This window comes from Flavobacterium sp. CF136, assembly GCF_000282055.1.
Classification (GTDB): domain Bacteria; phylum Bacteroidota; class Bacteroidia; order Flavobacteriales; family Flavobacteriaceae; genus Flavobacterium.
This window is the reverse complement of record NZ_AKJZ01000012.1, coordinates 163009-174821: the sequence shown is the minus strand read 5'-3', so window position 1 is coordinate 174821 and position 11813 is coordinate 163009. Positions and strand designations below refer to the sequence as shown.

The following is an 11813-nucleotide window of genomic DNA, read 5'->3' as shown; positions in this document are numbered from 1 at the left end:
ATGACAATGATTTCTGGAAGTATAAAGATGTCTTACTCAAATTTATATTTTTGGATCTATTTATTTTTATATTTAGATAAGAGTTTCAATCAGTTACACCACACAAGTTTTAAATAGTATTCAGCAATTAAAAAAAGTAAAAATGAAAAAAATATGTTTTATAGTTTTGGCAGGAGTGGTTTTGTTATTATCTGCCTTCACAATCAGCAAAACCATCGATTGGAAAATTAAAGATGGTTACTCCATTAAATTTTCCGGCAACGGTGCGGAAGGAAAGTTTGAAAAAATAAAAGGAAGTATTTCTTTTGATGAAAATGATTTATCAGGCTCTAAATTTTCTTTAAATGTAGAAGTAGAATCAATAGCAACCGGAAACTGGTTAAAAAACAGACATGCAAGGGGTGACAATTGGTTTGATGCGGAAAAATACCCTAATATCAATTTTGTATCAACTCGATTTACAAAAACAAACAATGGGTATTTAGTTGTTGGAAATCTTACTATGCACGGAGTTCAAAAAGAAATTACCATTCCGTTCACTTTTGTAAATAACATTTTTAAAAGTACTTTTAGTGTAAACAGAATGGATTACAAAATTGGCACAATGGAAGGAATGTCTAAAAAAGTATCTAATCAAATTAAACTGACTGTATCAATACCCGTGACTAAAATTTAAATTTTGATAGTAATTGTAGCATATTAGAAAGCCTTCGACTCCGCTCAGGGTGACATTGATTTCTGAAAGTATAAAGATGTTTTTACTCAATTTTATACTTTTGATTTATTGTTTTTATATCAAATAAGAGCTAAATCAATTACATCAACGGGTAATAACTAATAGTTTCACAAAATGATTTACTTAAAAGATTTTATATCATTCAATGAATTGATTGGTTTACCTAAACCTTTGGATAACGATATTGATGTTGGCTATTATGATCCTCCAAATATAAAAGTGTGTTCAGAACCTGTAATGGTGGATTTTTACCGAATTTCAATTAAAATTAAATACAGAAGTAAATCTACACCTGATGCGGAGTTGCTTTCCGCTGTTTTTTTCAACACGCCAAATTTAGTAATTGAACCGGGATGGGATGCGGAACCAACTTATACCGGAATGTATTTGCAATTATCCAAAAAAGTTATTGAAGAAAATAGATTCTTATTCAAAACGTATCTGGATTATGGTCAACACGAAGCCTTATATTTAACTGAAGATGAGGTTCACGAAATCAGTGCTGTTTTTGAATTAATGGTTAAATATTATGAAGGCGGAAAAAAAGATTTTGGAGTTCTGCTTTCTTATGCAAATGTATTGATATGTTTGGTAGAAGCATTTTATAAAAGACAGTTTTCAACCGACCCAAAACAGTACAGCAGGATTGTAACGGATTTTCAACAAAGTTTAATTGATTATTACAACCAGCCTGTAAATCAGCTTCCAACCGTACAGTATTTTGCTGATAAATTAGGTTTGACAGCCAATTATTTAGGAGATATCATGAAGCATTTTACCCAAAAATCTGCAATAGAAAATATTCATGAATTTGTTATTAAAAAAGCTAAAGAACTAATAGAACAAAACAAAGGAATGAACACCACCGAAGTTGCTTATGATTTAGGTTTTGAATATCCCAATTACTTTTCAAAATTTTTCAAAAAGATGGTAGGGTTCAGTCCTAAAGAATATCGCCTGCAGCTTAATAAAATAAAATAATAATCGAGTTCATGTTAATAGTAAACGCTTTCAAAAGAAGCGTTTTTTCTTTTATCAGTAATTTGTTTCTTTTTTATTGGTAATCTGTTTCCGTTGCCAAAATAGCCAACTTCTATCTTTGTCATGAATTTAAAACATAACACAATGAAAGAAAATAAAGTTTGGTTAATAACCGGTGCAAGCAGCGGAATAGGGTTGGAAATTGCTAAAGCCGCACTTGCTACAGGTAACAAAGTTGTTGCAACAGGCAGAAATTTAAGTAAAGTAACAAAAGCATTTGCTGACACTTCCGAAAATTTATTGGTGGTTCAGCTGGACGTTACAAATCCACAAGAAATTAGTGTTGGTATAAATGCTGCAATTGAGAAATTTGGAAGGATCGATGTATTGGTCAATAATGCAGGTAATTTCTACGCAGGTTTTTTTGAGCAATTGAGTCAGGAACAGATAGAACGTCAAATCTCGACTAACTTATTTGGTCCAATGAATGTAACAAGGGCTGTTTTGCCAATTTTCAGAAAAAATAAATCAGGACACATTATAACAATTTCATCTACTGCCGGATTGATGGGGTATGAACTTTGTACTGCCTATGCTACTTCTAAATTTGCATTAGAAGGCTGGATGGAATCTTTACAGTTGGAAGTGGCTCCATTTGGAATCAATACAACTATTGTAAATCCGGGTTTTTTTAGAACTAATTTATTGGAGCCATCTTCAACAACATGGTCTGAAAATGTAATAGCGGATTACGCAGAACGTACGTCTATGCTTCGCCCGGGTTGGGAAAGCGTGAGCGGTACACAAGGCGGAGACCCTGCTAAATTGGCTGCAGCATTGCTTAAAATTGCCAGTGAAAGCAAACCTCCAAAACGTTGGATGGCAGGTGCAGACTGCATTGCGGAAGCAGAAAGAAAGATAAAAGAACTGCAAGAACAAGCAGATGCTTACCGTGACTTGTCTTCCTCTTTATCATTTGATTAATAACATTTAAAATTAATCTAAATGACATTGTTCAAAGACATTGAATCGTTCAATAAATACCTGGGATTACCAAAACCTTTAGACAGCAACATTGATATTGGGTATTATGATGTTAACAAAATGCGTTTAAAATCAGAATCTGTGTCAATTGATTTTTACCGGATTTCGATCAAGAGCAATTTCATAGATAAATCTGTTTCGGACTTTAATCCGGACAAAAAGAAACCCGTTACTGCTCTTTTTTTCAATAGCCCTGAGGTATTGAACGGTTGGGATATAGAACCTGCATTCAATGGAATCTATTTACAGTTTTCTAAGAAATTCATTGATGATAACCGTTTTCTGTTCAAAAACTATTATGATTATGGAGAGCATGAACCATTATTCCTACTTGAAAAAGAAGAGCAGGAAATCAGGACTATTTTTGGTCTGATGCTGAAATACTATGATACCAGAAAAGAAAATTTATCAGTATTACTTTCTTATGTTCACGTTTTAGTTTCTTTAGTGGAATCATTTTATAAAAGACAATTTTTGTCAAATCCTGTACAGTATAGTCCTATCGTATCTGAATTTCAGCAGCTCCTGATCAATTATTACAATCAGCCAGTTAATCAGATCCCAACGGTTCAATACTTTGCAGAAAAATTAGGCTTGACACCAAACTATTTAGGTGATATTATCAAACACTTTACCCAAAAATCTGCGATTGAAAATATCCACGAGTTTGTTATGGTGAAAGCAAAAGAAATGCTCGAAAAAAGGAATGATTTAAATACCACAGAAATAGCTTATGCACTTGGTTTTGAATACCCAAACTACTTTTCTAAATTTTTTAAAAAGCAGCTAAACCTCGCACCAAAACAATATCGTTTACAAGTAATCAAAGAATAGTATGTTCATTAAAAAAACGCTTTTATCAAAGTGTTTTTTTATAAGTAATTTGTTTCTTTTTTATTGGTAGAATGTTTCCTTCAATTTTTTTTCCGGCCTATATCTTTGTTTAATAATTAAATAGATCAAGTAATGAAGATAAAAATCATTTTTCTAACATTGATAACGATGTTATCATTCGGAATGAAATCAATTGGACAAACGACACCGTCAAAAGCAGCAATTAAACCCAAAACGGTATTAATAATCAATGCACATTTAACCTATCCGGGTTTATCGGAAGGTAAGCTAAATAAAGCTTTTTTTGATAAGGCTAAAGAATTCTTCCTTTCACAAAACTTTAAAGTTTTGGAAACAAAGGTCGAGAGCGGTTATAATATTGATGAAGAAGTAGAAAAACATTTGCAAGCCGACATCATTATTCTGCAGACTCCCGTAAACTGGATAAGTACACCCTGGATTTACAAAAAATATGTCGATGAGGTTTTTACCAGCGCAATGTTTAGTAAAAAATTTATTTCGGGCGATGGACGTTCAGAAACAGACCCTTCCAAACAATATGGAACAGGTGGAAAAATGCAAGGGAAAAAATTTATGATCTCTGCAACCTGGAATGCTGCTGAAAAGGATTTTAATGACCCGGCACAATATTTATTTCAAGGTAAAAAACCAGCCGATGTATTTTTTAATATCACAACCAATTATCGCTTTTCGGGTTTTGAAATTCTTGAAGGCTATAATTGCTTTAATGTTTTTCACAACACTCATATCAAGCAGGATTTAGAGAATTATCCAATTCACTTGAAAAAAGTTTTAGGCTTATAAATTAACTCAGAAAAGACAATTTAAATCATAATAATTACAATGGAAAATAACAAAAAAGTATTGTTGATCAATACTCATTTAACCTATGCCGGTTGGACGGAAGGAACCTTAAATAGTTCATTTATTCAGAAGGCAAAAGACTTTTTTGAAGCGAAAGGTTTTGAAGTTTTAGAAACAAAAATTGAAAATGGATACACTGTTGACGAAGAAGTAAAAAAACATATGGAAGCTGACATTGTAATTTTGCAAATGCCTGTAAATTGGTTTGGTGCACCGTGGATATACAAAAAGTATGTTGACGAAGTATTCAATAGCGGACTGGTTAGTAAATCATTCTTAACAGGTGACGGCAGAACACCTGAAGATCCAGCAAAACAATATGGTACAGGCGGGCTTTTACAGGGAAAAAAGTTTATGATATGTGCCACCTGGAATGCTCCGGCAGAAGCATTTGACAATCCTGAGCAAAAATTGTTTGAAGGTAAAAGCACAGCAGAATTTTTCCTGTCAATAACAAGTAATTATCGCTTTTGTGGTGCCGAAACTTTGTCCGATTATAATTGCTTTGATATTTATAAAGAAGGAGATATTACGAATGATCTTAATAATTATCCTTCTCACCTGGAAAAAGTTTTAAACTTATAAAACAATACAAAAAAACACCAATAATACGATGGAAAACAATAAAAAAGTATTGCTCATTAATACACACTTAACCTATGCCGGCTGGACAGAGGGAACCCTAAATAATTCATTTATTCAAAAAGCAAAAGATTTTTTTGAAACAAAAGGTTTTGAAGTTTTAGAAACAAAAATTGAAGACGGATACAATGCTGACGAAGAAGTAGAAAAACATTTTGAAGCAGATATTGTGATTCTCCAAACCCCTGTAAATTGGTTTGGGGCACCCTGGATTTACAAAAAATATGTTGACGAAGTATTTAATAGTGGTTTTGCAAGTAAAAAATTACTCCTCGGTGATGGCAGAACAAGAGAAGACACTACAAAACAATATGGTTCCGGCGGACTGATGCAAGGAAAAAGGTTTATGATATGTGCCACCTGGAATGCACCAGCTGAATCATTTGACAATCCTGCAAATAAGACATTTGAAGGAAAAGGAGTGACAGATATTTATTTACCCATTACAAGTAACTACCGTTTTTCAGGCTACGATATTGTAGACAGTTACAATTGTTTTGATATATTCAGAAGCAGCGATATTGCCAAAGACCTTGAAAAATATCCGGTTCATTTGGCAGAAGTTTTGGGGATATAACTGAGAAAGAACTATAAGAAATAATTTTTTGTGAGCATCTGGCTACCAAACGTGGATTAAAAAAGTATTAAACAAAAGGAAATACTATCAGCTGACGGAATTATCTTCAGATGGAACAATCATAAAAAAGAAATTTCAAAATGGAATTAATAGACGATACAAATTTATAACAGATGATTGGACCAACGAAAATGTATTTGTATATGATTTCCGGAAAAACACTTCGACTACTCATACAATAAGTGATAACACAAGAGGTACCGCAGACTTATATTACGATAAGTCGAGCGAATTAATATATATTCCTATTCCAAATAGCAGTAGCCTAATTATCATAAAATGGAGTAATCTTATACCTAAAAATTAGATTTAAATTTTAAACTAAACATTAGAAAATGAAAGATCACGAAAGTAATAACATCAGTGGAAATCCAAGGAGAAAATTTCTTCAAAAGAGTGCTTTTGGCGGAATTGGAGTACTGCTTGCACCTGGCCTAATGTCTTCATCTGTCAACCCTTTAGAAATAGATAATACGGACAGCGATAAAAATAATAAAATGAGTACGAGAAATCTCGGAAAATTGAAAGTATCAGCATTGGGAGCAGGCTGCATGAGTATAAGTGCTAATTATGGTGCACCTGCAAGACCGGAAGAAGGTATTAAAACCATTCGTAAAGCCTATGAAAATGGTGTTACGCTTTTTGATACTGCAGAAGTTTACGGTCCTTATACAAATGAAACCCTTGTGGGTGAAGCTTTATCCCCATTCAGAAATAAGGTAGCTATTGCTACAAAATTTGGTTTTCAGATTGGGGCTTCACAGATTACTTTAAATAGCAGGCCGGAACACATCAGGAAAGTAGTTGAAGAATCATTGAAACGACTTAAAACGGATCATATTGACCTTTTATATCAACATAGAGTTGACCCAAATGTCCCTATAGAAGATGTTGCCGGAGCGGTAAAGGATTTAATAAAAGAAGGGAAAGTTTTGCACTTTGGTTTATCGGAAGCCAATACTGCGACCATTCGCAAAGCACATTTAGTACAGCCCGTTTCCGCCATCCAGTCAGAGTATTCCTTTATGGAGCGTAGTGTTGAGAAAAATGGAGTTTTGGATATTTGCGAAGAATTAGGAATCGGTTTTGTTCCATGGGGACCCCTAGGATTAGGTTATCTGACAGGAAAGCTGAATGCACAGACTCCTTTTGATAATAAATTGGATTTGCGTTCTGCATTTGACCGTTTTACTCCTGAAAATTTAGCGGCTAATATGCCGATTGTGAATCTTTTAAACCGATTTTCATCGGACAAAAATGCAACAGTTTCGCAAATTGCACTTGCTTGGTTAATGGCAAAAAAAACTTTTATTGTTTCAATTCCCGGAACAAGAAATATTCCACATCTTAATGAAAATTTAGGTGCGGCCAACATTCAATTAACAGCGTCCGATTTTCAGGAATTAGAAAATGAATTCTCAAAACTGAAAGTACATGGCGGCAGAATGAATACAATGCAGATGACTTTTTGCCAGTAAAATTTGAATTTAAAAAGCCTTCAAAATCATTAATTTTGAAGGCTTTTATTCGAAATTGATGGAAAGCAGAAATGATTTTAAAAGGTGTTAAATTATTAATTTAAACTTTGCTCTCTGAATATATTTGGCGGGATTCCAACTTCTTTTTTAAACAAACGGGAAAAGTACGTAGCATTTTCAAACCCCAGAGAAACAGAAATTTCGGTAATATTCATTTTTCCCTCTTTCAATAAGTTTTTTGCTTCTGAAATCAAATAAAGATGAATAAGTTCCAAAGCAGTTTTTCCGGTTTCCTGTTTTAGCATATCACTCAAATAACGTGGAGAAATATTTAGTTTTTCAGCCATATAACTTACCGTAGGAAGTCCTGAATCATTATTTTTTCTATTATCAAAATACGAAGAAAGAATATCATTAAACCTGGTAAATGTTGCCCCGGATAATTCCTCACGATTGATAAACTGTCTTTTGTAAAAGCGCTGTGCATATTTAAGCATCGTATCAAAATGACTGAGAATAATGGTCTTGCTGTAATCATCAACGTTATTGTGGTATTCTTTTTCCATCGCATACACCAGATTCCAAACTGTTTCTTCTTCACTTGGCGAAAGGTGCAAGGCTTCATTTACTTCATATTCAAAATAAGCATATTTCTTGATTTCATTATGCATAGCTGTTCCGGATAAAAAATCTTCGTGAATAAGAATTGTAAAACAATCTTCCTCTAAACGAATGTTTTTACATCCGGTAATCTGCCTTGGTTTAATGAATGACATTTTTCCCCGGTTATGATCGTATTTTGTTTTTCCGTATTGCATGCTTCCCGACTCGACCTTTTTGAAAATAATGATATAAAAATCAGCCGTAAATTCAGTTTCCTTCCTAACACTACAACATTCTTTATTGCCCCGGGAAATATAAAACAACGGATGCTCGGGAGCTTTAAGTCCGATAGCCTGATTGTAACTACTTATTTTATCGAAATGATTCATCTGTTTAATTTTAAAAGAAAAGCAGAACCCGACGAATCGGATTCTGCAAATTTAAACTTTATTTTCCATGTGCCGCCTCAGAAACGTCCTGCCACTCTTCCCAGGTTTTCAAACGTTCGGCATAAGCGTATTTAGTCCATTGTACACCAGCTTTGCCTAAAAGCAATCTTAACGGAGGATTTTCGGCATCTACCAGTTTTAAAACAGCTTCTGAAGTTGCTTCAGGTACACCATAATCTTCTTTTTTGTTTCCTTCCTGAAGTGCTGTTTTTACAGCATCATACTGTGGCAAAGATTTACTTTGTACTGCAGAAGATACGCCAAAATCGGTTTCATAGCCATTTGGTTCTACAAGAGTGACTTTGATTCCGAAACCTGCAACTTCAGCAGCTAAAGATTCAGTCAGGCCTTCAACAGCAAATTTAGAAGCACTGTAAATCCCTAAAGTAGGTAATGCAATAACGCCCAAAACACTTGAAACCTGAATGATATGACCTGATTTTTGTTCACGCATAATAGGAATAACTGCCTGAGTAACCCAAATCAATCCAAGTACATTAGTCTCAAACTGTGCACGGATTTCCTGCTCTTCCAATTCCTCAATAGCACCAAAATGCCCGTATCCCGCATTATTAATCAATACATCAATTGCTCCAAAATGGCTTTTTGCTTTTGAAACTGCTTCAAAGGATGCTTTTTTATCAGTTACATCTAATTGCAGGACCAATAAATTTTGCTGATATTCTGACGCCAAATCCTTTAGTGATTCTGTATTTCTTACTGTTGCTACAACATTGTCGCCACGTTTTAAAAATGCTTCAGTCCAAATTTTCCCCAATCCACGGGATGCACCTGTTATAAAAATTGTTTTTTTCATTGTAATAATTTTATTGTTTTAATATCAAGGCAAATCTCCGTTAATTACCGCTATCGATTATGATACAAAAGTGGGTAATAATGGAACGTTTTAACGAAACATAATTTATTTACATAAGGGTGCAATTTGTTTCTTTAATTGTCGTGTCGTTACCTTAATAAATTCGTTCTTGTCTTTCTTTGCTTCCTTTATCATTACTTTTAAGTCGGCTGGAATGTCCAAATACTTTTCTGCCCACAAATGAACTTCTACAATTATTGGTAATAAGTCTATTGCCTTTTGAGTAAGTTTATATAACACTTTTGCCTTACTGTCCGGGTGTTCTAACTTTTCGATGAGTTTGTTATCTTCTAAACTTTGAAGTCTTGATGCTAAAATGTTTGTCGCTATACCTTCTGCTGATTTTAAAAAGTCACCATAAGTTGATTTATTAGCGAACATCATATCTCTAATAATCAATAACGACCACTTGTCGCCAAAGATGTCAAGTGAACAACTGATTGGGCATTGGGATCTTTTTTTAACTGTTTTCATTCTCTTATTTATAAACTTCTTAAAAATAATGTAAAATAATTACTTTCGTTTTGAAAGTAATTTTATATTTTTACACTTGCAAAACGAAAGTAAATTTACAAATAAATAATCAAAGTATAAAAAGAAACAAACAATTTTAATTTGCTTCGCCAGGCTTTGGTTTGATAGAAGACCAAAATTCAGCCATCTTGTTGGCAAAGGTGTTTTGTTGTTTTTGACAATTCAGTATTTCGCTTATAAAACATTTGAAAAATCATTAATCAAAATTTAAATAAAAATGAAAGCATTCATAGTAAAACGCTACGGAAAAAAAGAAAAATTACATTTAACTGATTGGTCAGAACCAACAGTAAATGAAAATGAAGTATTGGTTCAAATCAATGCAGCAGCCATAAACTTGTCAGATACACTTCTTAAAAATGGTGACTTTAAAATATTTCTGCCCTACAAAACACCTTTTGTCAATGGACAGGATATGGCAGGTGTTGTTATAAAAGTAGGTGCAAAGGTTGCTAAATTTAAAGTTGGCGATGAAGTTTATGCAAGACCATCTGATTTTAAAATTGGCACTTTTGCAGAATATATTGCTGTAAATGAAAATGATTTGGCTTTAAAACCGAAAAATCTTTCAATGGAAGAGTCTGCCTCTATTCCTGTGGTTGGGCTTACTTCATGGCAAGTACTTGTTAAAATTGCAAAACTCAAAAAGGGTCAAAAAGTATTTATTCAGGCAGGTTCTGGCGGTGTTGGTACATTTGCTATTCAACTGGCAAAACATATTGGTGCTTATGTTGCTACCACTACAAGCACAACAAATATTGAATGGGTTAAAAGTTTGGGTGCTGATTTAGTAATTGATTACAAAAAAGAAGATTTTGTCAATATTTTAAAAGATTATGATGTTGTGCTACATAGTAATAAAGATGCAAAAGTGCTTGAAAATTCTTTGAAAATTTTGAAACAAGGTGGTACATTGGTTTCTCTTACAGGTCCGCCAACAGCCGAATTTGCCAAAGAAATTGGTTTGGGTTGGCATTTACAAATGCTCACCAATTTGCTGAGTTTTTCTGTAAGACGAAAAGCAAAAAAATTGAATGTCAATTTTAAGTTTTTGTTTATGAAACCAGAAGGCAAACAGTTAAGCGAAATTACAGCTTTGATTGAAGCAGGAAAAATCCGTCCAATAATTGATAAAGTGTTTCCTTTTGAACAAACTAACGAAGCAATGGCTTATGTTGAAACTGGTCGTGCCAAAGGAAAAGTTGTTGTAAAGATCAAGTAATTTGCCTGTTTGCTGAGTGTTTGAACCGTCGCTCATAGGGTGACGGCTAACATTTGCGCCAGCCTTTAGATTGAAATAACTTTGCAGTTTATTTTCCAATGTCATTTGGTAAAAAGAGACGGGCTTTCTGAAAATGGTTTTCCAATGAAACTTTGAAGTAGTTGAAGTCTTTTGTTTTCCGTATTATTTTGATTTTTTATTCCTTTTAAAACAACATTTTCAAAAGCGTTATGTGCAAATCGTTGCAAAGTGAGAATCATTGATGTTCCTTTGCCAACTGGATAACTGAATTTTGGGTTTTTGGAATCAATGATTTTAATAATTGTGTTTACACTGCGTTTTGCAGCTTGGTGAAGTGGTGGAAATCGAAGCACAAATGTTCAGTTTTGTACAAAAGTTCAATTGAAGAACTGCCTTGAGTTTTGCACTAAACCCGCCATTTTGCAAACTGCTGTAGCGGCTGGTATTTGTTTTTCGTTCGGATAGTTCTGTTGGTGACTATCCGAATTGTTTTTAAAGGTGTATAAGAACCCAACTTATAAATTAGTTTTTTTTAGGATTTTTCTTGACTAATTCATAAGAATCCTCTACTAATTTAAGTATTTTTTCATCCGAAAGATCCTTGTCAAATCCCACGCTTATCCAATGTTTTTTACTAAGATTGAATGGATTTGCAACAGCAAGGTACTTGTCTTTCAACTCCTCTATTTTATCAGTATGACATTTTATAGTGCAGCTTTCAAAATTATCTATATCTAGTAAACAAAACATTTTACTGTGAACATAAAAAACCAGTATGGAACGGGAATTGAGAAAAAAACCTTGGAAAGGCATTCCCTCATCTGTATCAGGAAGTGATAAGCAAAATAATCTGAATTTTTCAATGTCCAT

General features: G+C 33.6%; 14 protein-coding genes. 9 read left to right on the top strand and 5 right to left on the bottom strand.

What is annotated here, in order from left to right; translation table 11 throughout:
* The first annotated feature begins 142 nt into the window (after positions 1–142).
* The 8 genes from PMI10_RS05650 (at position 143) to PMI10_RS05615 (ending at position 7237) form a co-directional block, all read left to right on the top strand.
* The gene (locus PMI10_RS05650; protein WP_007805522.1) at positions 143–676 is read left to right on the top strand and encodes a YceI family protein; all 534 of its coding nucleotides are present in this window, start codon (positions 143–145) and stop codon (positions 674–676) included.
* A gap of 174 nt (positions 677–850) precedes the next feature.
* Entirely contained in the window at positions 851–1717 is an 867-nt protein-coding gene (locus tag PMI10_RS05645; protein ID WP_007805520.1) for a helix-turn-helix domain-containing protein, read from the top strand.
* 144 nt (positions 1718–1861) lie between these two features.
* The gene (locus PMI10_RS05640; protein ID WP_007805515.1) at positions 1862–2701 is read left to right on the top strand and encodes an SDR family oxidoreductase; all 840 of its coding nucleotides are present in this window, start codon (positions 1862–1864) and stop codon (positions 2699–2701) included.
* A 21-nt stretch (positions 2702–2722) separates the two neighbouring features.
* The gene (locus PMI10_RS05635; protein WP_007805513.1) at positions 2723–3595 is read left to right on the top strand and encodes a helix-turn-helix domain-containing protein; all 873 of its coding nucleotides are present in this window, start codon (positions 2723–2725) and stop codon (positions 3593–3595) included.
* Between the two features lie 132 nt (positions 3596–3727).
* Positions 3728–4420, top strand: coding sequence for an NAD(P)H-dependent oxidoreductase (locus PMI10_RS05630; protein ID WP_007805511.1), 693 nt, complete (start codon positions 3728–3730; stop codon positions 4418–4420).
* Between the two features lie 39 nt (positions 4421–4459).
* Complete coding sequence (locus tag PMI10_RS05625; protein ID WP_007805508.1) at positions 4460–5065, top strand: NAD(P)H-dependent oxidoreductase; 606 nt, start codon at positions 4460–4462, stop codon at positions 5063–5065.
* Between the two features lie 28 nt (positions 5066–5093).
* Complete coding sequence (locus tag PMI10_RS05620; protein ID WP_007805504.1) at positions 5094–5699, top strand: NAD(P)H-dependent oxidoreductase; 606 nt, start codon at positions 5094–5096, stop codon at positions 5697–5699.
* Between the two features lie 395 nt (positions 5700–6094).
* Positions 6095–7237, top strand: coding sequence for an aldo/keto reductase (locus tag PMI10_RS05615; RefSeq protein ID WP_007805502.1), 1143 nt, complete (start codon positions 6095–6097; stop codon positions 7235–7237).
* 95 nt (positions 7238–7332) lie between these two features.
* Here PMI10_RS05615 and PMI10_RS05610 read toward each other — a convergent pair whose 3' ends face one another.
* The 3 genes from PMI10_RS05610 to PMI10_RS05600 all read right to left on the bottom strand — a co-directional run bounded on the left by PMI10_RS05610 (position 7333) and on the right by PMI10_RS05600 (position 9640).
* Complete coding sequence (locus PMI10_RS05610) at positions 7333–8229, bottom strand: helix-turn-helix domain-containing protein (RefSeq protein WP_007805500.1); 897 nt, start codon at positions 8227–8229, stop codon at positions 7333–7335.
* A gap of 58 nt (positions 8230–8287) precedes the next feature.
* Positions 8288–9106: an SDR family NAD(P)-dependent oxidoreductase gene (locus PMI10_RS05605; RefSeq protein ID WP_007805497.1), complete on the bottom strand. Its 819-nt coding sequence runs from the start codon at positions 9104–9106 to the stop codon at positions 8288–8290.
* Between the two features lie 105 nt (positions 9107–9211).
* Complete coding sequence (locus PMI10_RS05600; protein WP_007805495.1) at positions 9212–9640, bottom strand: winged helix-turn-helix transcriptional regulator; 429 nt, start codon at positions 9638–9640, stop codon at positions 9212–9214.
* A 277-nt stretch (positions 9641–9917) separates the two neighbouring features.
* Between PMI10_RS05600 and PMI10_RS05595 the strand changes: the two genes are divergently transcribed.
* A complete protein-coding gene (locus PMI10_RS05595; RefSeq protein ID WP_007805493.1) occupies positions 9918–10922 on the top strand; it encodes an NADP-dependent oxidoreductase in 1005 nt (334 codons plus the stop codon).
* A gap of 101 nt (positions 10923–11023) precedes the next feature.
* On the opposite strand, the gene PMI10_RS22190 is transcribed toward PMI10_RS05595, so the two are convergent.
* Positions 11024–11296 carry a hypothetical protein gene (locus tag PMI10_RS22190; protein ID WP_035631417.1) on the bottom strand — a complete coding sequence of 91 codons (273 nt, stop codon included), beginning with the start codon at positions 11294–11296 and terminating at the stop codon, positions 11024–11026.
* 169 nt (positions 11297–11465) lie between these two features.
* On the bottom strand, positions 11466–11813 hold the full coding sequence (locus PMI10_RS05585) for an MmcQ/YjbR family DNA-binding protein (RefSeq protein WP_007805491.1): 348 nt from the start codon (positions 11811–11813) through the stop codon (positions 11466–11468).

Excerpts from the sequence above, each read along its gene's own strand:
- PMI10_RS05625 (WP_007805508.1), top strand. The coding sequence starts at position 4,460 with ATGGAAAATAACAAAAAAGTATTGTTGATCAATACTCATTTAACCTAT.
- PMI10_RS05605 (WP_007805497.1), bottom strand. The coding sequence starts at position 9,106 with ATGAAAAAAACAATTTTTATAACAGGTGCATCCCGTGGATTGGGGAAA.
- PMI10_RS05600 (WP_007805495.1), bottom strand. The coding sequence starts at position 9,640 with ATGAAAACAGTTAAAAAAAGATCCCAATGCCCAATCAGTTGTTCACTT.
- PMI10_RS05630 (WP_007805511.1), top strand. The coding sequence starts at position 3,728 with ATGAAGATAAAAATCATTTTTCTAACATTGATAACGATGTTATCATTC.
- PMI10_RS05615 (WP_007805502.1), top strand. The coding sequence starts at position 6,095 with ATGAAAGATCACGAAAGTAATAACATCAGTGGAAATCCAAGGAGAAAA.
- PMI10_RS05650 (WP_007805522.1), top strand. The coding sequence starts at position 143 with ATGAAAAAAATATGTTTTATAGTTTTGGCAGGAGTGGTTTTGTTATTA.
- PMI10_RS05620 (WP_007805504.1), top strand. The coding sequence starts at position 5,094 with ATGGAAAACAATAAAAAAGTATTGCTCATTAATACACACTTAACCTAT.
- PMI10_RS05645 (WP_007805520.1), top strand. The coding sequence starts at position 851 with ATGATTTACTTAAAAGATTTTATATCATTCAATGAATTGATTGGTTTA.
- PMI10_RS05635 (WP_007805513.1), top strand. The coding sequence starts at position 2,723 with ATGACATTGTTCAAAGACATTGAATCGTTCAATAAATACCTGGGATTA.
- PMI10_RS05595 (WP_007805493.1), top strand. The coding sequence starts at position 9,918 with ATGAAAGCATTCATAGTAAAACGCTACGGAAAAAAAGAAAAATTACAT.
- PMI10_RS05640 (WP_007805515.1), top strand. The coding sequence starts at position 1,862 with ATGAAAGAAAATAAAGTTTGGTTAATAACCGGTGCAAGCAGCGGAATA.
- PMI10_RS05610 (WP_007805500.1), bottom strand. The coding sequence starts at position 8,229 with ATGAATCATTTCGATAAAATAAGTAGTTACAATCAGGCTATCGGACTT.
- PMI10_RS05585 (WP_007805491.1), bottom strand. The coding sequence starts at position 11,813 with ATGGACATTGAAAAATTCAGATTATTTTGCTTATCACTTCCTGATACA.